This window comes from Pararhodobacter sp., from assembly GCF_034676545.1.
Lineage (GTDB): Bacteria > Pseudomonadota > Alphaproteobacteria > Rhodobacterales > Rhodobacteraceae > Pararhodobacter.
In genome coordinates this window covers 611,675-634,971 of the sequence record NZ_JAUCBZ010000015.1, presented here as the reverse complement: position 1 = coordinate 634,971, position 23,297 = coordinate 611,675, and the positions used below count along the sequence as shown (strand labels likewise).

Here is a 23,297-nt window from a genome sequence, read left to right as displayed (position 1 = left end):
ATGACCCCGTTTTCATGTGTTTTGGTTGGCAATGAATCGCTGTTGATTCAGTGTGCAAAGGTCCTGTTGGGGCGCGGCCATATCATTCAAACCGTCGCCAGCCAGAATGCAGATGTCATCGCCTGGGCGGAAAACGCCGGGATCCGGGTGGTTGCGCCGGGCAAGGGGTTGCAGGACCGGATCGAGCGGTCGTTTGATTGGCTCTTGTCGATCGCGAACCTGACAATCCTGCCGGATGCACTGCTGTCTCGCGCGACCAAAGGGGCGGTGAATTTTCACGACGGCCCCTTGCCGCGCTATGCCGGATTGAATGCCCCGGTCTGGGCCCGCCTGAACGGCGAGACCGAGCACGGCGTCACCTGGCACATGATCGAGGGCGGCATCGACGAGGGCGATATTCTTGAACAGGTCCACTTTGAAATTTCCGACGACGACACCGCATTTTCGCTGAACGCGCGTTGTTATGGGGCTGCGGTTGACAGTTTTCCGGCAGTCGTCTCGGCGCTGGAATCGGGCGCGCCAAACCGTCGCGTACAGGATTTGTCGCAGCGGACCGTGTGTTTGAAAGACGACCGACCCGCTGCTGCGGCGCGCCTCGATTTTACGCGCCCGGCAGCAGAGCTCGTGCGCCTGGTGCGGGCGCTGGATCATTCCGGTTATTGGAACCCTTTGGCGCTGCCGAAGATCGAATGCGCGGCGGCGTGTTTGCGGTCGGACAGGCCGAGGCGGTTGATGGCTCTGGCGTTGCGGGAACCGTCCTGAAGTCGGGCGATGATCTGGTTATAGCTTGTGCCGATGGTGCCGTACGGCTGTCGGGGCTGACCTGCCTTGGCGGGATGCCCAAAAGCGGCTCTGACATTGCCAAAATCGGCGAGGTTCTGGCATTTGGCGAGGCGGCATCCCTGACCGCGGCGATGGTGCGCATCGCAGGCGGCGAGGCGCATTGGCGCGCGGTTTTGACCGGGTTTTCGGCAACGGAACTGGCGGGCACCAAAGCGGGCGGTACAGGGTTTGTCCAGCGCGCCTTGGCCTCTGTGTCACCCCATCGTGCGGCGGCGATTCTGGCGGTCTATGCGCCGGGTGGTTGGGCTTATGCGGGCGCTGAAACAAAAACGACGCATACCGCGGCACCGGGGTATATCGCGCCTTGGGTGCCGATGATCCTGGCCGGCGAAAGCTTGGGCGCTTTGGAGGCCGCCGCGCAGAAGACCGCAGCATTAGCGCAAAAATATCCATCCTACGCGCGCGATCTGATCGGTCGCGACCCGGCGTTGATGCCGCTGGCGACACCCGCCCTGGGCCTGTCGGAAACCGGTGAGCGGATCGAGGGCACCGCCCTGTGTGTGGTGTCGGGCACCGAAGGTCTGACCTTGTCGGCGGATCTCGCCCGCATGGATGAGGCCACGCTGGACATGATGGCCGCGCGGATTGCACTGCTGGCGGATGCCGATCTTGACGCGCCGTTGGCGGACCTGGACCGGATCAGCGCGCCGGAACGGGCGATCCTGGCGCACTTGAACGCGACGCACCGCGAGTTTGACCACGCGACGATCTCGGAATTGTTCGAGGCGCAGGTCGCGCGCACGCCAGAAAAAACCGCGCTGGTGTTCGAGGGCAAAAGCCTGAGCTATGCGCAGCTGAACGCGCGGGCCAACAAGGTCGCGCATGTGTTGCAAACCATGGGTGTGGGGCCGGATGTGCCGGTCGCGCTGTGTACAAGGCGCGCGCCGGAGCTGCTGATCGGGGCGCTGGGCATCCTGAAGGCGGGCGGTGCCTATGTGCCGATGGACCCGGCCTATCCCGCCGACCGTTTGCACCATTTCCTGACCGACAGCGACGCCCCGGTAATTGTGACGCAATCGACATTGATTGACGCATTGCCAGAGCATGACAGCGCGTTGCTGGTGCTGGACACCGATACGCGACTTGCCTCTGCGCCGGACAGCAACCCGGAAACTGGGGCCGCGCCGGAAAACCTAGCGTATCTGATCTATACCTCGGGCTCGACGGGACTGCCCAAGGGTGTGATGGTCGAGCATCGCAATGTGGCCAACTTCTTTGCCGGGATGGATGATCGTCTCGCGCATGATCCTGCGGGCGTCTGGCTGGCAGTGACCTCGTTGTCGTTTGATATTTCGGTGTTGGAACTGTTCTGGACGCTGTCGCGCGGCTTCAAACTGGTGCTGACCTCGGATGAGGACCGCATGATGGTCTCGGGCGGGTCGATGCCGATTTCCAACAAACACATGGATTTCAGCCTGTTCTATTGGGGCAATGACGACGGCGCGGGCCCGAAAAAGTATGAACTGCTGCTGGAGGGCGCAAAATTCGCCGATACCCACGGGTTCCGCGCGGTCTGGACGCCAGAGCGCCACTTCCACGCCTTTGGCGGGCCTTTCCCGAACCCCTCGGTGACGGGCGCTGCCGTTGCGGCGGTCACCAAGAACATTGATGTGCGGTCAGGCTCGGTTGTCGCGCCGCTGCACCATCCGCTGCGAATTGCCGAGGAATGGGCGGTGATCGACAACCTGACCAACGGGCGCGCCGGGCTGGGCATTGCAAGCGGCTGGCATCCGGTGGATTTTGTGCTGCGGCCTGAAAACTCGGTGCCCAACAACAAGGCGGCGATGTTCGACACGATCGAGAAGGTGCGCAAGTTGTGGCGCGGTGAGTCGGTTGAGTTTGACCACAACGGCGAGACACGCAGCGTTCAATCGCTGCCCCGCCCGGTGTCCAAGGAACTGCCTTTGTGGCTGACCATTGCCGGCAACCCCGATACCTGGCGCGAGGCCGGTGAGATTGGCGCGAATGTGCTGACCCACCTGCTAGGCCAGTCGATCGAGGAGGTCGCGGGCAAGATCAAGATTTACCACGACGCGCTGCGCAAGGCGGGCCACGACCCCAAGGATTTCACCGTCACGCTGATGTTGCACACCTATGTGGCGCGCACCCGTGACCTGGCGCGCGAAACGGCGCGTGAGCCGATGAAGAATTACCTTTTGGCGGCGGCGGGATTGGTCAAGCAATACGCCTGGGCGTTCCCGGCGTTCAAAAAGCCCAAGGGCGTGTCGAACCCGATGGATATCGACCTTGCCAGCCTGAGCCAAGACGAAGTGGACGGCATTCTGGAGTATGCGTTCAACCGCTACTTTGAGGATTCCGGCATGTTCGGCACCGTTGAGGATTGCTTGCGCCGCACTGAGCAGCTCAAGGCGATTGGCGTCGATGAAATTGGCTGCCTGATCGATTATGGCATCCCGGTCAGCCAGGTGTTGGAGGGGTTGTTCCCGCTGGCCGAGGTTCTGCGCCGCTCGAATGCACCGGCGCAGCTGGCCGAAGATGACTTCTCGCTGTCCGCGCAGATCATCCGCCACGGTGTCACGCATCTGCAATGCACACCGTCGATGGCGCAAATGTTGGTCGCCAATGACGAGGCGCGGATGGCGCTGGGTCGGGTGACAAACCTGATGATCGGTGGCGAGGCTCTGTCCGGGGCCTTGGCGGCTGATTTGGCGCAGATCACGGGGTCCCCGGTGCAGAATATGTATGGGCCGACGGAAACGACGATTTGGTCCACGACCGCGATGTCGTCGGGTGGAGACGGGGTTGTCGGGATCGGCACACCGATTGCCAACACCACGTTGCACGTTCTGGACGACGCACAACAGCCGGTGCCGATTGGCGTTGAAGGCGAGTTGTGGATCGGTGGCGACGGGGTGACGCGTGGCTATTGGCAGCGCGAAAACCTGACGGCCGAGCGGTTTGTGACCATCGGCGGTAACCGTCTGTATCGCACCGGCGATCTGGTCAGGCTGCGGGCGGATGGCGGCGTTGATTTCCTGGGCCGCGCGGATCATCAGGTGAAAATCCGTGGGTTCCGTATTGAGTTGGGCGAGATCGAAACCGTGCTGGATGGGTTGCCGGGTGTCGCGCAAAGCGTGGTGATCGCGCGCGAAGATGTGCCGGGAGACGTGCGGCTGGTTGCCTATGTTCTAGGCCAAGCGGACACCGGGGCGTTGCGCGCCACTTTGGCGGCGCAGATGCCTGCGCATTTGGTGCCGTCGCAGATCGTCAAGCTGGAGCGTTTTCCGCTGACGCCAAACAAGAAGATCGACCGCAAGGCGCTGCCCGCGCCGGGTGTCGTACGGCCTGGCGGTCATTCAGGCTCCGGTTGTGGCGAATGGCGGGGATACGCTGGCGAAGATCGCAGCGATCTGGCGCGGGGTCCTGGGTCTGGCCGAGGTCAAACCGGGGGATAACTTCTTCCAACTGGGTGGTCACTCGTTGCTGGCGGTTCAGGCGCATCGGGAAATCCGCGAGGCTCTGGCGCTGCCCGGTTTGTCGATCACGGATGTGTTCCGCTTCCCGGTTTTGCAGGCTTTGGCGGCGCATATCGACAGCAAGCTAAAGCCGGTTGTGCGCGCGGCCTCCCCCGTCACGCCTGCGGTTGAGGCCGAGGCCGCGCGGGGACGGCTGGATGCCATGTCGCGCCGTCGCGCGATGCGGGCCGAACGGATGAGCCGATCGGGGTGACTGCTGGCCTGACACAAGAGCGCCGCCGCCCGTCGCCTTTGGCGTTGGCGGCGGCTGTTTTTGGCGATCAGGCGCGCCTTGGCTGTGTTGAAATCCGGGCGGCTGAGATGTCCGGTTTGCACGCGCTCGAGGCGGCGCGTGTGGAAAAAGCCGTTCCATCCCGGCAGCGCGAGTTTGCGGCGGGGCGACAGGCGGCGCGGATCGCGATGGCGGCGGATCTTGCGGTTCCGATGGCGACGGATCGCGCGCCGATTTGGCCCGCAGGTATTTCAGGGTCGATCACCCATGCGGGTGGTTGGGCGCTGGCGGTTGTATCAGGGTCTGATCGGCTGATCGGGATTGATCTGGAAGTTGATGAGCCGCTGCCAATGGCGGTGTTCGAGACGGTTTTGACGCCAGCCGAACGAGATTGGATCAGGTTGCAGCCGGACCCTGCGCATTGGGCGCGGGTGATCTTTTGTGTCAAGGAATGTGCCTATAAGGCGCAATACCCACGCTCGGGCCAGCTATTTGGCTTCGAGATGTTCGAGACTGCGCTGGATGTGAAAAGTGGCGCGTTCACCGCGACATTTCAGGCGACGGCGGCGCCCTTTGACAAGGGCGATCGGCTGTGGGGGCGGTTTTCGCGACGGGATGGGTTTGTGCTAAGTGGTGTGTTGATGTAACCAAGCGGCGGCGGCCTGGCCTGCCCAAAGACCGGTCGCAAGGCAGGCCGTGAGAAGATAGCCGCCGGTCGGGGCTTCCCAATCAAGCATTTCACCGGCCACAAACACACCGGGCAGTGCCCGCAGCATCAGGGTGTCGGTGACCGCATCGCGGGTAACGCCGCCGGCGGTCGAAATGGCCTCGTCCATCGGGCGCGGGCCGGAAATGGGAATCGGCAGGGCTTTGAGCAGGGCGCCGCGGGCTTGCGGGTCACAGGGCAAGGGGCGCGCACATTCAAGCACCAGGGCCAGCCGGGCACCGGACAATTTCAGCCCTTTTTTCAACGTGTTGGTCGTGGTCTCGCCTTTTGGGCGGTTTGACAGGCGGGTCGCAATTGTGTTGGCGTCAAGGTCTGGAAACAAATCCAGGGTGAGCGGTGCGCCCTCTCGGAGCGTGCGGCTGATGGCGTAGACACCGCCCCCCTCGAGCCCACGTTGCGACAGGATCGCCTCGCCGCGATGGGCTTGATTGCCCGCGATCAAGGTGATGGATTTGAGCGGTGAGCCGAAATGCGGGGTCATGTGGGGCGACCACGCGACGCTGAACCCCATGTTGGCGGGTTGGAAAGGCGCGAGGGGCACGCCGTATTTGGTCAGGATTTGCGCCCAAGCGCCATCCGAGCCCAGCCGCGACCAGCTTGCGCCGCCAAGGGCCAGAACCGTGGTTTTTGGGGTCAGGGTTTGGCGGCCGTCTGGGGTGTCGAATTGGAAATTACTGCCACCAACACCCACCCAGCGCCAACGGGTGCGCAGGTCGAGGCCCCGCTGTTTGAGGTCTGTGAGCCAGGCGCGCAACAGGGGCGAGGCCTTCATCGTCTTGGGAAAGATACGGCCCGAGGAACCGGTGAATATCTGCTGGCCGTGGTGCTGCGCCCAATCTTTGACCTGCGCGGGGCCAAAAGCGGAGAGCATGGGTTTGAGCCACTCGGCCGCATCGGTGTATTGCGCGAGAAAGGTGTCGAGGTCTTCGTCCTTGGTGATGTTGAGGCCCGATTTTCCCGCCATCAGCAGTTTGCGGGCCGGTGAGGGTTTTGCCTCGATCAGCATCACAGGCAGGCCCGCGCTCAGCAGGGCATCGGCGGCCATCAGCCCCGCAGGCCCGGCGCCGATGACCAGCGCGAAGGGGGCGTCAGTCATAGGTGCGCCAGATCGCGGCGTCGCCCATTTTCGCGACGAATTCCGCGTGGGCCTGGGCTTCTTCTGCGGTCAGGCGTGCGGGCAAGGGTGTCGGGCGGGGGCGCGGACGCCATGAGCCATCGCCTGTGACAGAGCCTTTGCGCGAGGATTGCGGAGACAGCACCAGATCCGGTTGCCGCCCGCCCATGAGTTCGAGATAAACCTCGGCCAGGATCTGGCTGTCGAGCAATGCGCCGTGCAGTTCGCGGTTGAAACCGCTGATGTCGAACCGGCGGCACAGGGCATCAAGCGTGGCCGGAGAGCCGGGGAATTTTTGGCGGGCAATTGTCAGCGTGTCGATCACGGTTTCGGTCGGTAGGGGCGGGCGGTTGATCAGCGCCAGTTCGGCATTGAGGAATTTCATGTCAAAGGCAGCGTTGTGAATGACCAGACGGCCGCCCTCGATAAAGGCCAGAAACGCATCGACAACCTCGGCGAAACGCGGCTGCTTGCGCAGGAACTCATCGCCCAACCCGTGAACCGCAAACGCATCGGCGGGCATGGAGCGTTCGGGGTTGATGTACTGGTGATAGGTGCGCCCTGTCGGCATCTGGTTGAGGAGCTCTATCGCGCCAATCTCGACAAGGCGGTCGCCCTGGGAGGGTTCAAAGCCCGTGGTTTCGGTATCGAGGACGATTTCACGCATCTGATTGGCCTCCGGTCAGGCGATTGATCAAGTCGAGCACATCGGCGCGGGTTTGTTCAAGGCTTGTCGTCTCGATCACATAGGTGGCGCGGGCGCGTTTTTCAGCGTCCGGCATTTGTTTGGAGAGGATGGTCTGAAAATGCGCCTCGGTCATGCCGGGGCGGGCGAGTACGCGGGCACGCTGTACATCTGCAGGGGCAGAAACGACGAGTGTGGCGTCGAGGGCTTTTTCGCCACCGCCCTCGAACAGGAGCGGGATGTCGAGGACGATCAGCGGGGCATCCGCGTGTTGCGCGATGAAAGCGGCGCGGTCCTGGGCAACGAGCGGGTGAACGATGGCCTCGATTTGCGTCAGGGCTGTCGGGACTTGGGCGATCCAGTCACGCAGCGCGGCGCGGTTGACGGCACCGTCCTGAATGGCATCAGGATGGGTTGCTGCGAGGGGAGCAACGGCAGCGCCGCCTTTGGCATACATCGCGTGGACGGCGGCGTCAGCGTCCCAGACCGGGATGCCCGCGTCGCGAAAGAAGCCCGTGGTGGTGGATTTGCCCATGCCGATCGAGCCGGTGAGGCCAAGGATGAAGCTCATGTGCCCAGCACCGCTTGGCGAAGGGTGGCATCGACGGTGGGTTTGCGGCCAAACCAACGCTCGAACCCAGGTGCGGCCTGAAACAAGAGCATACCAAGGCCATCGACGCAGGTGTTGCCACGGGCGCGGGCCTGCGCGAGGAGCGGCGTTTCAAGTGGGGCATAGACGAGGTCATTGACCACGGCATCGGTGGGAAGGCGGCTGAGGTCGATATCGAGCGCGGGGTTGCCGGTCATGCCCAGCGAGGTGCCGTTGATCAGCGTATCGCAGCCGTCCAGCATGTCGGAGCGTTCGGACCACGAAACAACGCTGATCGGTGCACCAAATTCGGCGGCAAGATCGAGGGCGCGTTGGGGGGAGCGGTTGGTCAGGCGGATTTCTGTGGTGCCGAGATCCAGGAGGGCGGCGAGGACCGCCCGATTGGCGCCGCCAGCGCCGATCACCGAGACGCGGCGGGGTGACCAGCCGGGGACGGCATTGGCAATGTTCTGGGCAAAACCAAAGGCGTCGGTGTTGTCAGCCTCGATGCCTTGGTTGGTGAAGGTGAGGGTGTTTGCGGCACCGATACGACGGGCGAGGGGAGTCGCGTGGTCGGCCAGGGCGAGGGCGTTGAGTTTGTGGGGAATGGTGACATTCGCGCCGACAAACCCCATGCGGGGCAGTAGGTGCAGAGCTTCGGGGAAATCCTGGGCCGTGATGTGCAACGGCACATAGTGGCCGGGGATTTCGTAGCGTTGCAGCCAATGACCATGCAGCTTTGGCGAGCGGCTGTGCGCGATGGGGTCACCGATGACGGCAGCGAGGCGAAGTGGCGGTGTCATCCGGGGATGTCCTTGCGTTGGATCAAGATGGACAAGAGTTCGAGCAGCGGTAGTCCCTGGATGGCGAAGAGATCGCCTTCGATCCTGGAAAACAAGCGGATGCCGGGGCCTTCGATCTGATAGCACCCGACACAATGGCGGATATTATCCCAGTTGTCAGCCACATAGCGTTCAAGAAAACCATCGGAACATGTGCGCATCGTCAGGCGCGGGGTCGAAACGTGGCGCCAGACGGGCTGCCGCTGCGCAAAAAGAACAGCAGCCGTGTGCAGGCGGTGGGTTTTGCCCCGAAGTTCAGAAAGTTGCCGAAGTGCATCCTCGGGGGTTTCGGGTTTTTGATAAAGTTGCCCCTCGCATTCGAGGAGTTGATCGCAGCCCAGGACCAGGGCGGTGGGGTCGCGGTTGGCGGTGCGCAGGGCTTTATGCTCGGCGAGCGCATCGGCGATATCATGGGGGGTGGCACCTTCGGATCGGAGCGACTCAGTGATGGAGGCTTCGTCGATGCGCGCAGGTTTGACCTCGAAATCTAGGCCAGCGTTGCGCAAAAGTTTCGCGCGGATTGATGAACTGGACGCCAAGGTGAGGATTGTCATGTGGATAAGCCTGTGTGTCTTTAGGGGGTCAGGCTGGTGGACAACCCGGACTATTCGGGGATCGCTGTTGTATGCACATGTTGTCAAGAGATGCAGGGTCAGTTGTCCACAGAGGATAAAGCAAAATGGTGGGCTGTGGATAATCGGGATTGTTGCGAATTCGTGTGATCATTATTGGAATTATATCTATAATTTACAATGTGTTAATGATCATAAATGCGCTGCCTTTCGCATCCGTCGGGTTGGGGATGAAATGGGGGACAAGGCAAGAATTGCAGTTATCCACGACCCCTACTTCATCATCATCCTATATACTTTCTTCTTTTATTTATTAGAAAGAAGATCGAGCGACCGGGGCCAGCGCGTTTCTGGACTGATTGACTTACGCGAAAGATCGACTTAGAGAACGATCAAAGCGGGGCCGTCCGGTGCTCGTATTTCCCGATGAATGACCAAATTGCCGTGCACCTGATGGGTGCAGAGGAGTGATTATGACGGCTGAGACCCAATTGAACCTGTCCGAGCTGAAGGCCAAGACGCCAGCTGCGTTGCTGGCGATGGCGGAAGAATTGGATATCGACAACGCTCCGTCGATGCGCAAGGGCGAGATGATGTTCTCGATCCTGAAAGAACGCGCAGAAGAAGGCTGGGAAGTCGGTGGTGACGGGGTTTTGGAGGTTTTGCAGGACGGGTTCGGGTTTTTGCGCTCGACCGAGGCGAACTATCTGTCTGGCCCCGATGATATTTATGTGTCGCCCGAGATGATCCGGCAGTTTTCGCTGCGGACCGGGGACACGATCGAGGGTGTGATCCAGGCGCCCGGTGACAATGAAAAGTACTTTGCGCTGACGAAGGTGACTCTGATCAACTTCGACGATCCGGAGCAAGCGCGGCACAAGGTGCATTTTGACAACTTGACGCCGCTCTATCCGAATGAGCGCTTCAACATGGAAATCGAAGATCCAACGGTCAAGGATCGTTCGTCGCGGATTATCGACATCGTTGCGCCGCTTGGTAAAGGGCAACGGGCGTTGATTGTTGCGCCGCCGCGGACTGGTAAGACGGTGTTGATGCAAAACATCGCGCATTCCATCTCGCGCAATCATCCGGACTGCTACTTGATCGTTTTGCTGATTGATGAACGGCCCGAAGAAGTCACCGACATGAAGCGGTCGGTGAAAGGTGAGGTTGTGTCATCGACCTTTGATGAACCCGCGTCGCGGCACGTTGCGGTTGCCGAGATGGTGATCGAAAAGGCGAAGCGGTTGGTGGAGCACAAGCGGGATGTTGTGATCCTGTTGGATTCGATCACCCGCCTGGGCCGCGCGTTCAACACGGTTGTGCCGTCGTCGGGGAAAGTCTTGACCGGTGGTGTCGATGCCAATGCGCTACAGCGTCCAAAGCGGTTTTTTGGCGCGGCACGAAACATCGAAGAGGGCGGCTCGTTGACCATTATTGCAACGGCGCTGATCGATACGGGCAGCCGGATGGACGAGGTAATTTTTGAAGAGTTCAAGGGCACCGGCAACAGCGAGATCGTTCTGGATCGCAAGGTTGCAGATAAGCGCGTCTTCCCGGCGATGGACATCCTGAAGTCCGGCACCCGGAAAGAAGAGCTGTTGGTGGACAAGAACAACCTGCAAAAAACCTTTGTTCTGCGGCGGATTTTGAATCCGATGGGCACCACGGATGCCATTGAATTCCTGATTTCAAAGCTGAAGCAGACCAAGACCAACAGCGAGTTCTTTGATTCCATGAACTCCTGACGCGGAGGCAACCGGGATGGAGACGATTGTTGCCCTTGCCACTGCGCGGGGGCGGGCGGGTGTTGCAATCATCCGGGTATCGGGTGATCTGGCGTGGCACGTTTGTCATGCCCTCGCTGGGCGGGTCCCGGAACCTCGGCAGGCGCAGTTGATGACCTTGCGCGATGCGCATGGTGATATGATTGATCAAGCCTTGGTTCTGGTGTTCGAGGACGGCCGCAGTTTTACTGGCGAAAAAACCTGCGAGTTTCAAATACATGGCAGCGTAGCCGTGGTTGCCTCGATGCTCGGGGCTTGTCTGGCAATTGACGGAGTAAGGACCGCGGAACCTGGTGAGTTTACGCGACGTGCGTTCCTGAACGGGCGGATGGATTTGACGGAAGTCGAAGGCTTGGCGGATCTGATTGACGCGGAAACGGACGGACAGAGAAAGCAGGCGATGCGGGTGCTTGACGGAAGCGCAGGGCGCATCGTTGACCAATGGCGCGAGGATTTGTTGCAGGCCTTGGCGATGATTGAGGCGGCGATGGATTTCTCGGACGAGGAAATTCCCGGTGAATTACTGGCGTATGTGGAAGCCCCGCTTGCGCGTGTTTCCACCAGTTTGCGTGAGCAGATCGATGGTCGCCGTGCTTCCGAATCCGTTCGAGATGGATTTGAGGTTGCGATTGTTGGGCGCGTGAACGCCGGAAAATCAACATTGCTTAACGCGCTTGCCGGCCGGGACGCGGCAATTACTTCGGAGCGGGCCGGGACGACGAGGGATGTGATCGAGGTCCGGATGGATATTGCCGGGATGGCGGTCACATTGATCGACACGGCAGGGTTGCGAGAGACGCAGGATGAGATCGAACGTGTCGGTATAGAACGAGGGACCGCGCGCGCGCGCGGTGCGGATTTGCGCATTTTCCTGAAGTCATCCCCGCAAGACGAACCGCAGGGCTGTAGTCCCGACGATATAGTACTCTTGTCCAAGTCAGATGTTTGGGGCTTGCCAGGGATTTCGGCGATAACGGGTGAGGGGATACCCCGTCTGTTGGCGGAAATTGAAGTGAGGTTGGGTGAGCGTGTGAAGGGATCCTCCATCTTTATTCGCGAACGTCATTTTGATAAGCTTTCGAGGGCTCTGAAGTTCTTGGTGGACTCGCAGCGGAGTTTGACTCCGACGGCAAATTCATGGGAACTGGCGAGTGAAGATCTGCGCGCTGCGCTGCGCTGTTTGGACGGGATTGTGGGCCGGGTGGATGTCGAAGATGTCTTGGGCCGGATTTTCTCGTCTTTTTGTATCGGGAAGTAGAGAGCGTTTTACGTGAAACATTTTGATGTCATTGTCGTCGGAGCCGGTCACGCGGGGGTCGAAGCAGCTTTAGCGGCTGCGCGGCGAGGTGCGAAAACGGCACTGATAACGTTCAGCAGAAACGATATCGGTGTGATGTCTTGTAACCCGGCGATAGGGGGCATCGGGAAGGGGCATCTGGTGCGGGAAATTGACGCATTAGATGGTATGATGGCACTTGCTGGTGACTATGCGGGAATTCAGTTCAGGCTTCTGAACGCATCACGCGGTGCTGCCGTTCAGGGCCCCAGAACACAGACGGACCGCAAGCGCTATGCGCAGTTTTCGACGCAATACGTTGAGCGGCAAGAAAACCTCACGGTAATCGAAGGCGAGGTCGTTGATCTGATTGTTTCGAACGAAACCATAACAGGTGTCATTCTCGCGGACGCCTCGGAGGTGCGGTCTTTTGCAACAATCCTGACGACAGGTACGTTCTTGCGCGGCGTAATCCACATAGGCGATGAGCGTATTGAGGCGGGTCGACGAGGTTCCAAAGCATCGACTAAACTCGCTGAAAGAATTGGCTCCTTTGATTTGGGGTTGGGGCGGCTAAAAACCGGAACCCCTGCTCGTTTGAGCGGAAAGTCGATAGATTGGGATTTGATCGGCGCGCAATTTGCGGACGTCAAACCATCAATGTTGTCCTTTTTGAATACCAAGCCGATCGCGCCGCAGATCGCCTGCGGCGTCACTAATACAGTTGCGGAAACACATGACATCATTCGCGAGAACCTGCATCTATCGGCGATGCGTGCGGGGAATATCGTTGGTGTTGGACCTAGGTATTGCCCTTCGGTTGAAGACAAGATTACGCGGTTTGAGGACAAGGAGTCACACAACATATTCCTCGAACCGGAGGGGATTGACGATGATACTGTTTACCCCAACGGCATTTCGACGTCACTGCCGCGCGATATTCAGGACCAATTCCTGAGAACCATTCCAGGCTTGAAAAATGTTGTAATCAAGCACTTCGGATATGCCATCGAGTACGATTATATAGACCCAAGAGTACTCAATCGCGATCTTTCGGTTCGGGGATTGGAAGGCCTATTCTTCGCGGGTCAGATCAATGGAACGACTGGATACGAGGAAGCGGCTGCTCAGGGCCTCGTTGCGGGTTTGAATGCCGCGGCAAAAGCCAACGATTTGGACGATATCAAGTTCGACAGATCGCAGAGCTATATCGGCGTGATGATCGATGACCTGATTACCAAAGGCGTGTCAGAACCCTATCGAATGTTCACGTCGAGAGCCGAATATAGGCTTTCTTTGAGGGCCGATAACGCCGACGAACGACTCACGCCAGTTGCAATAGCGCAGGCCTTTATATCCGATGCCCGAAGATCTCAATATGAGAATAAGAAGCGCCGGCTTTCTGCGCTCCGCGGCGTTCTCGAGGGCGAAATCGTAACCGATGCAGTGTCGGAAAAAATCGGATTGCCGCGAACGAAAGACGGGTCGAAACGAAACCTGTATCAAGCGCTCGGGTTGGTAGATACTAAACCTGAAAGCGTTGCAGATCATCTTGGTTTAAGTTCTCACATAGAGAAAGTTGATCTCGAACAATTGAGGAAGGAAGCGTTCTATAAGCCCTATGTAGACCGCCATTTGCGCGAAACCGCCGCTTTGGCTAAAGAGAAACAACTCATCATTCCGACTTCTTTTGACTATTCGCGACTTCCGTCGCTCTCAAATGAACTCAGGGACAAACTTAACCGAATCCGCCCACAGACTTTGGAACAAGCCGGAAGGATTGAAGGAATGACACCCACCGGGATGATTCTTCTTCTTTCAAGGCTACGAAATCAGAATCGAGGCGGAAATGCGTCAATTGGATGAAAGACAGGGATTAGAATGCCTCAGAGTTTCACGTGAAACAATCGATGACCTTCGGTCGTTTGCTGAGGATTTGGCTACCTGGTCAAAGTCGATAAATCTTGTTGCTCCCAATTCCCTTGTCGACGTTTGGAACAGGCATGTTTTGGATTCGGCCCAGCTCGTCAACTTATCGCCGGGACCAGGACCAAAATGGTGCGACCTTGGGTCCGGAGGCGGGCTTCCTGGCTTGGTGGTCGCGATTCTATTGCGAGAGATCTCGCCGGAGACCAGCGTCACCTTGATCGAATCAGATGCAAGGAAGGCCGCGTTTCTGAAATTGAAGTCCCAGAAATATTCGCTCAATGTTTCTGTCGTTCGTGCACGTATTGACGAAGCTGAACGGTGCGACGCAAATGTCGTTTCTGCACGCGCATTGGCGCCGCTGGAGCTGTTGTTGCCGCTCGTTTTTCGCCATGTTTCTTCAAATGGTACTGCGTTGTTGCACAAAGGTCGAAACTTCGAGGCAGAGGTTGAACAGGCGAGACGTTCATGGCACTTCAACGCAGAGGCCCTAGAAAGCGTCGTCGACACTGCTTCCAGGATTTTGAGGGTTACAAACATAAAGCCGAAGGGCGTGATCGAATGAAGATCGTTGCGATAGCAAACCAAAAAGGCGGTGTCGCCAAAACGACGACGGCCATAAACTTGGCGGCCGGTCTTGCAGAGGTTGGTCGCAAGGTTCTCGTGATCGATATGGACCCTCAAGGGAACGCTTCTACAGGCTTTGGTGTTGGTCTCGATCAGCGCTCCACAACTATCTACGATTTGCTTCTGGGGGAAGCAGACCCAGCAAGTGTCGTCGTGAAGACGGCAACGGAGCGCGTGCATATAATGCCGTCGACAACGGAACTGTCATCGTCCGACATTCAACTACACAACGTGAACAAGCGTAGCTTTCTACTCAAGGATTCCCTCGAAAGCGCTAGCTTGAAGCAGTTTCTCTTTGACTATGTGCTAATTGACTGCCCACCCTCCTTAAATCTGCTAACTGTTAACGCACTGGTCGCTGCTCATTCGGTGTTGATTCCGCTCCAAAGCGAGTTTTTTGCGCTTGAGGGCCTATCTCAACTGATGCTGACGATCCGCGAAATCCGCGAAACGGCAAATTCCTCTCTGAGAGTCGAGGGCGTTTTGTTGACGATGCACGATCAACGAAACAACCTATCGCAACAAGTCGAGAAAGACGCGCGCGACACGCTTGGTGGCCTCGTATACCAAACCGTTATTCCCCGAAATGTAAGACTTAGCGAAGCTCCATCCTACGCAATTCCTGCACTAGCGTATGATTCAGCCTCCAAGGGTTCCGTCGCATATAGGGCGTTTTCGCGAGAGTTTCTCGCAAACAATCATGACCTTCCGGAGGAGCTTGCGCATGGCTGATCGAAAATCTGAACGCCGGGGCTTGGGACGAGGCTTATCGGCTTTGATGGCTGATATTGGAATTGACGCGCCAAACAATGAGTCAGTGGAGAGGCGCGAGCAAACTCGTTCTGATCTCCAGTATCTTCCTGTAGAATCAATTGTCCCGAACCCAGGGCAGCCGAGGCGTAGCTTTGATGACTCTTCTCTAAGAGAACTTTCAGAATCAATCCGCGAAAAGGGTATTCTGCAACCGATGGTCGTTCGGCCCTCTGCTGATCACAATGGGTCATTCGAGATTGTTGCAGGAGAACGTCGTTGGCGCGCTGCGCAATTGGCGCAACTGACAACTGTTCCAGCAATCGTTCGCGCTTTCTCAGATCAGGAAATGCTCGAGGTGGCTATTGTTGAGAACATCCAGCGGGAGGGGTTGAATGCAATCGAGGAGGCCACAGGTTATCGTCAACTGATCGATCGATTTGGTCACACACAGGAAATGGTTGCTGAGGCCCTGGGGAAGAGCCGAAGCCACATCGCTAACCTCTTACGGCTCTTGAATCTTCCAGATGATGTTCGGAATATGGTGATTGCTGGAACCCTGTCAGCGGGCCATGCACGAGCGCTTGTTACTGCCGAGAATCCAACTGAGCTGGCCCTTCGCGTCATCGGCAAAGGACTTTCGGTGCGAGAAACCGAAGATTTGGCGCGCAAGGTTTCGCATACCAAACGCAGAGGAAATGCCGACAATCGCGAGAAAGATGCCGACACGCGTGCGCTACAAGAGGATTTGTCCGCCAATCTTGGTATGAGCGTTGTGATTGATCATCGTGCAGGGGGTGAAGGCCAAATGACGATACGGTACGATACCTTGGACCAGCTCGATCAACTTTGCCAACTTCTGTCGTCGGTGCGATAGGGCGATTACAATAGTGCTGCCAGCAGGGCATTTAGAATCTGCCGACCGCTTTCTGTCGTACCGATGCGATTTTCGACGCGCCAGAGGAAACCCTGCTCTGTAAGCTCTGTCATTGCCGCGGGTTCGACGTCATACCCACCCAAACGCATCCATCTTGCTATGTTTGCGCCCTCACGTAGACGCAGACTCATCATCAAATACTCAGTGGCCTGGTCCCGACCGCTAAGGACCTCACGGCTCTCATGCGATAACGACCCTTCCAAGACCGAGTTTAGCCACGTTTGCGGTGCCTTGGCAGCTTCGAAAGCCAGCTTTTCTTGGTTCACCGTTAGCCTGCCGTGTGCACCGGGACCCACCCCTATGTAATCTCCGTACCGCCAATAAATCAGATTGTGGCGTGATTCCTCAGATGCTTTTGCATGATTTGAGATTTCGTAGGCGTTCAAAGCAAATTCCGCGCATAACTCTTGTGTAGCCTCATACAAGTCCGCACCGGCGTCGCCTCCCGGCAATCCGGGTAATTTGCCCAAGCGATACCTGTCTCCAAATGCGGTACCTTCTTCGATGGTTAATTGATAGAGCGACAAATGCGTCGGATCGAGCGACAGAGCTTGTCTGAGCTCGGTTTTCCACTGATCCAAGGTTTGATGCTGCCGTGCATAAATGAGATCAAAACTGGATCGCTCAAAGACTGTCTTTGCCACTTCCCAAGCCCGAATAGCGTCGGCCGTCGAGTGGCGCCTTCCGAGCATCCGCAAGTCTATATCGTTTAACGCCTGTATTCCCAATGACAGCCGATTGACCCCTGCCTCTGAGAAGGCCTGGAACTTTGCTAGATCAACCGACGTCGGATTTGCCTCTAGCGTTACCTCCAGATTGTTTCTCGTTGGCCAAGCCCGCCTTGCTTCATCAATTATCGCAGCAGTTGTTTCGGGCTCCATTGTCGAAGGCGTCCCGCCGCCAAAAAAAATCGAATCCAGGATTCGCCCTTGCGTCATTGCAGCCAGGCGCCGGATCTCCATCACATAGGCATCGCGCCATGCTGAATGGCGAATGCTATTGGAAACATGGCTGTTGAAATCGCAATATGGACATTTTGACGCGCAAAACGGCCAATGGACATACAACCCAAAGCCGCCGCTCTGCCAATCTTCTGTAGCTTGTTGATTTCGATGTTTCACGTGAAACACGCATCAATCAGCGCCGACAGGGCACGAGATCGGTGACTGATCTTGTTCTTTTCCACTCCGGACATCTCGGCAAATGTAATTGACGCCCCATCAGGAACGAACATTGGGTCATAACCATGGCCATGCTGACCCCTTGTTGGCCACACAAGACGACCGGTAACATTTCCTTCAAAAACCTCGTCGTGGCCGTCTGGCCAAGCCAGCACAAGGACGCTGACAAATTCAGCTGACCATGGTTCTTTCGCCCCGGCTTCAATCAATTCGCCATGGGTTCTGGTCATGGCGCGATCAAAATCGCGCCCGTCTGGCCCCTCGGCCCAATCTGCGGTGTACACCCCCGGCGCGCCATGCAGCGCGTCTACACACAAGCCACTATCATCAGCCAAGGCGACCAATCCCGTCGCCTTCGCTGCCGCATGAGCCTTGATCCGCGCATTCCCAACGAAACTTGACTCCGTTTCTTGCGGTTCTGGCAAGCTCTTCTCTGCGGCGGAAACAACGTCGATCCCGCGATCCCGCAACAAGTCACGCATTTCAACCAGCTTACCGTGGTTATGCGTCGCAAAAAGCAAAGACGTATCCGAAAATTTCCGACTCATAAGGCCGCCTTCTGTGCGGCGATAAGCTCACGCACCCCTTTTTCCGCGAGATCCAGCATCGAATTCAACTCACCGCGCCCAAAGACCGTCGATTCACCCGACATCTGCAATTCAATCATCTTGGTATCACCAAGCATGACAAAATTGCCATCGACCCCGGCTGCACTGTCTTCACTATAATCGAGATCGAGTACCGGCTGGCCTGCGTAGATCCCACAGGAGATTGCACAAACATGGCCAATAATCGGATCCGACGTGATCAGGCCGGCCTTCATCAAGGTGTTCACAGCCAGCCGCAGCGCAATCCAACCACCGGTGATCGCCGCGCAGCGTGTTCCGCCGTCCGCCTGAAGGACGTCGCAGTCAATCGTGATCTGCCGCTCACCCAAGGCCGAGCGATCAACGCCAGCCCGAAGTGATCGACCTATAAGCCTTTGTATTTCAACAGTTCTTCCGCCCTGTTTGCCCAGGGCCGCCTCGCGACGGTTGCGGGTATTGGTCGCGCGCGGCAACATGCCGTATTCTGCGGTAACCCAACCAAGTCCGGTGTTGCGCAAAAACGGCGGCGTCCGGTCCTCTACCGAGGCCGAGCACAAGACCTGCGTGCTCCCGACTTTGATCAGGCAAGAGCCTTCCGCGTGCTTCATAACGCCGGTTTCAATTGAAACCGACCGCATTTCGTCTAAGTGTCTACCAGAGGGGCGCATGTCTGGATCCTTTTCTGTTTATATGTCCAGATACACGCGCTCAGCGCTTTGTTGCAACCGGATCAGAAATCCGAATCACACACGGTCGCCAATGTCCACTGCCGCACATAATCCGATCATGAGAGATCTGAATGACAGAACGCGCGAAGTGTTTCGACGTGTTGTTGAATCCTATTTGCAAACCGGAGCACCCGTTGGCTCGCGCAGTTTGACCCGCGATTTCAGCGAAAACGTGTCTGCCGCGACGATTCGAAACGTCATGCAAGATCTCGAATTCATGGGGCTGCTGCAGAGCCCTCATACCTCGGCCGGGCGCGTTCCGACGCAAACCGGCTTGCGGTTGTTCGTCGATGCGCTGCTAGAGATCGATCCGGTGACGGCCAATGATCGCGAGAAACTCGAAGCCACGCGCATGAGCAACGAGCATGGGGTGGCATCGATGTTGGACAACGTCGGCAATGCCCTGTCCTTGATCACAAAAGGCGCCAGTCTGGTGCTGACGCCAAAACACGAAGCCCCGATCCGACACATAGAATTTGTCCCGATCGCCCCTGACCGCGCGCTCGTCGTCTTGGTGTTTGCAGACGGTCAGGTCGAGAATCGCATTTTTCGCCCGCCGCACGGCCTGCTGCCATCGTCCTTGCGCGAAGCGGTCAATTTCATCAATGCCTTTGCCAGCGGTCTGACTCTCTCCGAATTGCGGACACGACTCAGAAAGGAAATCGCAAAGCGTCGGCAGGAAATTGATTCGATTGCCGGCGATCTTGTCGAACGGGGCATGGCCATTTGGGAGGATGAGGGTGAGCAAACCGAACGTTTGATCGTTCGGGGTCGCGCCAATCTCCTGGAACAGGCCGACGCAGACAGCCTTATCAAGATCCGCGAACTCTTTGATGACCTTGAACGCAAGCGAGATATCGCCGAAGTGCTTGATTTGACGGAGCGCGGCGAGGGGGTGCGCATTTTCATCGGGGCAGAAAACAAGCTTTTTTCACTATCGGGTTCCACTCTGGTCGTTTCTCCCTATATGAACTCCGAAAGCAAGATCATCGGTGCGGTGGGTGTTATTGGCCCGACCAGGCTCAATTACGGTCGCATTGTTCCGATAGTCGATTATACAGCGCAGTTGGTTGGCAGAATGCTGACCGAGCTGGGGTCCGAGTAAGACGAGGAAGACATGGCAGAGCCACAAGAAAACCAGGCAGAACTTGATGCCAACGACACAATCGAAACACAGGAGCCGCTCGATGCCGCAATGCTTCTTGCCGAAGCAGAGGCGGCGTTCGAAGTGGAGCGCACCGAAATGCGGGATCGCCTGATGCGCGCCTTGGCTGATCTCGAAAACAGCCGCAAACGCGGCGAGAAAGATCGGCGGGAGGCTGCAATCTATGGCGGCACCAAGCTCGCCCGCGATCTGCTCCCGGTTTATGACAATCTCAACCGGGCTCTGACATTGGTTGATGAGGAAACGCGGGGGCGTGCAAAAGGCCTCGTTGACGGGCTTGAGCTGACGCTGCGCGAACTCACCAACATTTTCGCGCGCCATGGTGTCGAAGTCGTATCGCCAAAACCAGGCGATGTCTTTGATCCGCATCTGCACGAAGCCATGTTCGAGGCTCCGGTCCCGGATTACCCTGCAGGTCAGATCATTCAGGTTCTGGCCGAGGGGTTCCGTCTGCACGACCATCTTTTGCGTCCGGCGCAGGTCGGGGTGTCGTCAACGCCCGCCAGCTAAGCTTTCGCCTCGGGTAAAAGCTCGCGCAGCTCATACAGCAGCGCGAGCGCTTCTCGGGGCGTCAAGGCGTCCGGGTGAATCCCTGACAAGCGCGCCTCAATCACCGAAGGCTTCGCAGCCTTCGCGGCTGGCGCGCTCTGGACCTGCAAGGCAAAGAGCGGCAGGTCGTCAATCAGCGTCTTGGCGCCGCGCTGCCCTTGATCGCCACGCTCCAGCATATCCAGAACCTCCCGCGCCCGCATGATCACCGCATCGGGCAGACCCGCCAGCCGTGCAACCTGCACGCCATAGGACCGGTCGGCAGCGCCTTTGCGGACCTCGTGCATGAACACGACATCACCCTCCCATTCCCGCACGGCCACGGTCGCGTTATCAACGCCCTCAAGGCGGTCGGCCAACGCTGTCATCTCGTGATAATGCGTGGCAAACAGCGCCCGGCTGCCGTTCACCTCGTGCAAATGTTCCAACACGGCCCAGGCGATTGACAGCCCGTCATAAGTCGCCGTTCCGCGTCCGATTTCATCGAGGATCACGAACGCCCGCTTGCCCGCCTGATTCAAGATCGCCGCCGTTTCGACCATCTCGACCATAAAGGTCGACCGACCACGCGCCAGATCATCCGAGGCACCCACGCGGCTGAACACTTGGTCTACCATGCCCAAGGTCGCCGCTTTGGCCGGCACAAAACCACCCGCCTGCGCCAGAATAGCAATCAGCGCATTCTGCCGCAGGAACGTCGATTTACCCGCCATATTCGGACCTGTCACCAGCCAGATCGCCGCATTGCTGCCCTGCGGCATCAGCGCCAGATCATTGGCCACAAAGGGCTGCCCGGTTTTCGCCAGGGCGGCTTCAACCACCGGGTGCCGTCCGCCCACGATATCAAAGTCACGGCTGTCATTGACCACCGGCTTGCACCAGTCCAGCCGCCGCGCGAGATCGGCAAACCCAGCCGTCACGTCAATTTCCGCCAGTGCCGCGGATGCCAGTTGGATCGGCCCAGCATGGGCCAGAACCGCAGCGCGCAACGCGTCAAAGATGCGTTTTTCGATCTCCAAAGCGCGCGCACCAGCGTTCAAAATGCGTGTTTCCATCTCCGACAGGTCAACCGTGGTAAACCGCACCTGATTGGCCGTCGTCTGCCGATGCATGAACCGCTCGTTCAGCGGTGCCGAGAGCATCTTTTCCGCATGAGTCGCCGTGGTTTCAATGAAATATCCCAGCACATTGTTGTGCTTGATCTTCAGCGCCGAAATCCCGGTTTCGCGCGCATAGTCGGCCTGCATACGGCCGATAACGCCGCGCCCCTCATCCCGCAATTCGCGCGCGGCATCGAGGTCTTCGTCGATACCCGCTGCCACGAACCCGCCATCGCGTGCCAGCAGCGGCGGCTCGGCCACCAGTTGCGCCTCCAACAGCGCCGCAAGATCTTCATGCCCGACAAGCGCCATTGCGGCCGTTTCCAGAACCGGAGGAATGCCTTTTCCCGCCAGCAAGGCCGCCACGTCGCCCGCCTGCAACAGGCCCGTGCGGATCATCGCCAGATCGCGCGGCCCACCCCGGTCCAGACCAAGCCGCGACAGGGCGCGGTCGATATCCGGCACCCGTTTCAGAGCGTCGCGCAAGTCGCCGCGCAGCCGATCATCGTCATGGAGCGCCTGAACCCCCGCCAGCCGCATCTGAATCACCGGTAAATCGCACGACGGGCTGGAGATACGTCGCTCCAACAGCCGCGCACCGCCCGCCGTGACTGTACGATCAATCACCGACAGCAAGGACCCTTCGCGACCGCCACTCAACGCTTGCGTCAGTTCCAGATTGCGGCGGGTCGCGGCGTCGATATGCATGGCCGCTCCGGCGCTTTCCTGAACCGGCGGGCGCATCAGCGGCAGATTTCCCTTTTGCGTCGCATCAAGATACTCGACCAGAGCACCAAGCGCCGAGATTTCAGCCCGCGAAAAGCTCCCGAACCCGTCCAGCGTCGAGACGCCGAATGCCGCACAGAGCCGTTTGTTGCCACTTGCGCTGTCGAAACTGGCGCGGCTTCGTGCGGCAAGGGCAAAGCGCATCTCGCCCGCCAGATCGCGCAGGTCTTCTGCCAGATCCTCGGGCACAACCAGCTCCCGCGCTCCCAGCCGCGCCAATTCCGGCGCCAACCGCACGCGCGGGCACAGCGAGACCCGCAACTCTCCGGTTGAAATATCGACCCAGGCCAGCGCGGCATCACCGCGTACATCGCTCCAGGCCACCAGAAAATTGTGCCGCCGTGGTTCCAGCAAGGATTCTTCGGTCAACGTGCCCGGCGTGACCAGTCTCACCACATCGCGCTTCACAACCGATTTATACCCGCGTTTTTTGGCTTCAGCCGGGTCTTCCAACTGCTCGGCAATCGCCACCCGGAACCCTTTGCGGATCAGCGTCAGCAGATAGCCTTCGGCGGCATGAACCGGCACGCCACACATCGGAATTGGCTCGCTGTCATGGGTGCCGCGTTTCGTCAGCGCGATGTCCAGCGCCGCCGCGGCCGCAACCGCGTCGTCAAAGAACATCTCATAGAAATCACCCATGCGATAGAACAGCAGCGCATCTGCGTGCCGGGCTTTGATTTCCAGATATTGCGCCATCATTGGCGTAACGGCGCGCGCGGATTCACTCACGGTATTCTCCCAGTTCAGCGCCGCGACCCTACAAAACTGGCGGGTCGGCGAAAAGGCCACAACGCCTATGTTGTTTGGCGCAATGG

18 protein-coding genes and 1 pseudogene are annotated in these 23,297 nt (G+C 58.5%); 10 read left to right on the top strand and 9 right to left on the bottom strand.

The window, feature by feature from the left end; genetic code table 11:
* Positions 1-4,533, top strand: a pseudogene (locus tag VDQ28_RS06535) (MupA/Atu3671 family FMN-dependent luciferase-like monooxygenase).
* Positions 4,530-5,198: a 4'-phosphopantetheinyl transferase family protein gene (locus VDQ28_RS06530; RefSeq protein ID WP_323035163.1), complete on the top strand. Its 669-nt coding sequence runs from the start codon at positions 4,530-4,532 to the stop codon at positions 5,196-5,198. Before VDQ28_RS06535 ends, VDQ28_RS06530 begins: the two are co-directional and overlap by 4 nt.
* On the opposite strand, the gene VDQ28_RS06525 is transcribed toward VDQ28_RS06530, so the two are convergent.
* The 5 genes from VDQ28_RS06525 to VDQ28_RS06505 are packed head-to-tail and all read right to left on the bottom strand — an operon-like array spanning position 5,178 to position 9,062.
* On the bottom strand, positions 5,178-6,374 hold the full coding sequence (locus tag VDQ28_RS06525; protein WP_323035162.1) for a TIGR03862 family flavoprotein: 1,197 nt from the start codon (positions 6,372-6,374) through the stop codon (positions 5,178-5,180). The genes VDQ28_RS06530 and VDQ28_RS06525 overlap by 21 nt on opposite strands.
* Positions 6,367-7,059: a DNA polymerase III subunit epsilon gene (dnaQ, locus tag VDQ28_RS06520; protein WP_323035161.1), complete on the bottom strand. Its 693-nt coding sequence runs from the start codon at positions 7,057-7,059 to the stop codon at positions 6,367-6,369. The genes VDQ28_RS06525 and dnaQ overlap by 8 nt, the downstream gene beginning before the upstream one ends.
* On the bottom strand, positions 7,052-7,648 hold the full coding sequence (gene coaE / locus VDQ28_RS06515; protein WP_323035160.1) for a dephospho-CoA kinase: 597 nt from the start codon (positions 7,646-7,648) through the stop codon (positions 7,052-7,054). The genes dnaQ and coaE overlap by 8 nt, the downstream gene beginning before the upstream one ends.
* Positions 7,645-8,469 carry a shikimate dehydrogenase gene (locus tag VDQ28_RS06510; RefSeq protein ID WP_323035159.1) on the bottom strand — a complete coding sequence of 275 codons (825 nt, stop codon included), beginning with the start codon at positions 8,467-8,469 and terminating at the stop codon, positions 7,645-7,647. The genes coaE and VDQ28_RS06510 overlap by 4 nt, the downstream gene beginning before the upstream one ends.
* Complete coding sequence (locus VDQ28_RS06505; protein WP_323035158.1) at positions 8,466-9,062, bottom strand: nucleoside triphosphate pyrophosphatase; 597 nt, start codon at positions 9,060-9,062, stop codon at positions 8,466-8,468. The genes VDQ28_RS06510 and VDQ28_RS06505 overlap by 4 nt, the downstream gene beginning before the upstream one ends.
* 491 nt (positions 9,063-9,553) lie before the next feature.
* Between VDQ28_RS06505 and rho the strand changes: the two genes are divergently transcribed.
* From rho to VDQ28_RS06475, 6 genes are read left to right on the top strand one after another with little or no spacing between them, the layout of a single operon-like run.
* Positions 9,554-10,828 (top strand): transcription termination factor Rho, encoded by a 1,275-nt coding sequence (gene rho, locus VDQ28_RS06500; protein WP_323035157.1) that lies wholly within the window; start codon positions 9,554-9,556, stop codon positions 10,826-10,828.
* Positions 10,829-10,844: 16 nt separating this feature from the next.
* Complete coding sequence (gene mnmE / locus VDQ28_RS06495; protein WP_323035156.1) at positions 10,845-12,125, top strand: tRNA uridine-5-carboxymethylaminomethyl(34) synthesis GTPase MnmE; 1,281 nt, start codon at positions 10,845-10,847, stop codon at positions 12,123-12,125.
* Between the two features lie 12 nt (positions 12,126-12,137).
* Positions 12,138-14,009 carry a tRNA uridine-5-carboxymethylaminomethyl(34) synthesis enzyme MnmG gene (gene mnmG, locus VDQ28_RS06490; protein ID WP_323035155.1) on the top strand — a complete coding sequence of 624 codons (1,872 nt, stop codon included), beginning with the start codon at positions 12,138-12,140 and terminating at the stop codon, positions 14,007-14,009.
* Entirely contained in the window at positions 13,993-14,634 is a 642-nt protein-coding gene (gene rsmG, locus VDQ28_RS06485; RefSeq protein WP_323035154.1) for a 16S rRNA (guanine(527)-N(7))-methyltransferase RsmG, read from the top strand. The genes mnmG and rsmG overlap by 17 nt, the downstream gene beginning before the upstream one ends.
* On the top strand, positions 14,631-15,428 hold the full coding sequence (locus tag VDQ28_RS06480) for an AAA family ATPase (protein ID WP_323035153.1): 798 nt from the start codon (positions 14,631-14,633) through the stop codon (positions 15,426-15,428). The genes rsmG and VDQ28_RS06480 overlap by 4 nt, the downstream gene beginning before the upstream one ends.
* Positions 15,421-16,323, top strand: coding sequence for a ParB/RepB/Spo0J family partition protein (locus VDQ28_RS06475; RefSeq protein ID WP_323035152.1), 903 nt, complete (start codon positions 15,421-15,423; stop codon positions 16,321-16,323). The genes VDQ28_RS06480 and VDQ28_RS06475 overlap by 8 nt, the downstream gene beginning before the upstream one ends.
* Positions 16,324-16,328: 5 nt before the next feature.
* Here the strand turns inward: VDQ28_RS06475 and hemW are convergent, their stop codons facing one another.
* From hemW to rph, 3 genes are read right to left on the bottom strand one after another with little or no spacing between them, the layout of a single operon-like run.
* Positions 16,329-17,504, bottom strand: a complete 1,176-nt coding sequence (gene hemW, locus VDQ28_RS06470; protein WP_323035151.1) for a radical SAM family heme chaperone HemW — start codon at positions 17,502-17,504, stop codon at positions 16,329-16,331.
* The gene (gene rdgB / locus VDQ28_RS06465; protein ID WP_323035150.1) at positions 17,501-18,112 is read right to left on the bottom strand and encodes an RdgB/HAM1 family non-canonical purine NTP pyrophosphatase; all 612 of its coding nucleotides are present in this window, start codon (positions 18,110-18,112) and stop codon (positions 17,501-17,503) included. Before rdgB ends, hemW begins: the two co-directional genes overlap by 4 nt.
* Positions 18,109-18,819: a ribonuclease PH gene (rph, locus tag VDQ28_RS06460; protein WP_323035149.1), complete on the bottom strand. Its 711-nt coding sequence runs from the start codon at positions 18,817-18,819 to the stop codon at positions 18,109-18,111. The genes rdgB and rph overlap by 4 nt, the downstream gene beginning before the upstream one ends.
* A 91-nt stretch (positions 18,820-18,910) precedes the next feature.
* Here rph and hrcA point away from each other — a divergent pair, with 91 nt between their 5' ends.
* Positions 18,911-19,984 carry a heat-inducible transcriptional repressor HrcA gene (hrcA, locus tag VDQ28_RS06455; RefSeq protein WP_323035148.1) on the top strand — a complete coding sequence of 358 codons (1,074 nt, stop codon included), beginning with the start codon at positions 18,911-18,913 and terminating at the stop codon, positions 19,982-19,984.
* Positions 19,985-19,996: 12 nt separating this feature from the next.
* Positions 19,997-20,554: a nucleotide exchange factor GrpE gene (locus VDQ28_RS06450; RefSeq protein ID WP_323035147.1), complete on the top strand. Its 558-nt coding sequence runs from the start codon at positions 19,997-19,999 to the stop codon at positions 20,552-20,554.
* On the opposite strand, the gene mutS is transcribed toward VDQ28_RS06450, so the two are convergent.
* Positions 20,551-23,181, bottom strand: coding sequence for a DNA mismatch repair protein MutS (gene mutS / locus VDQ28_RS06445; RefSeq protein ID WP_323038077.1), 2,631 nt, complete (start codon positions 23,179-23,181; stop codon positions 20,551-20,553). The two genes, VDQ28_RS06450 and mutS, sit on opposite strands and share 4 nt — an antisense overlap.
* Between the last annotated feature and the right edge of the window lie 116 nt (positions 23,182-23,297).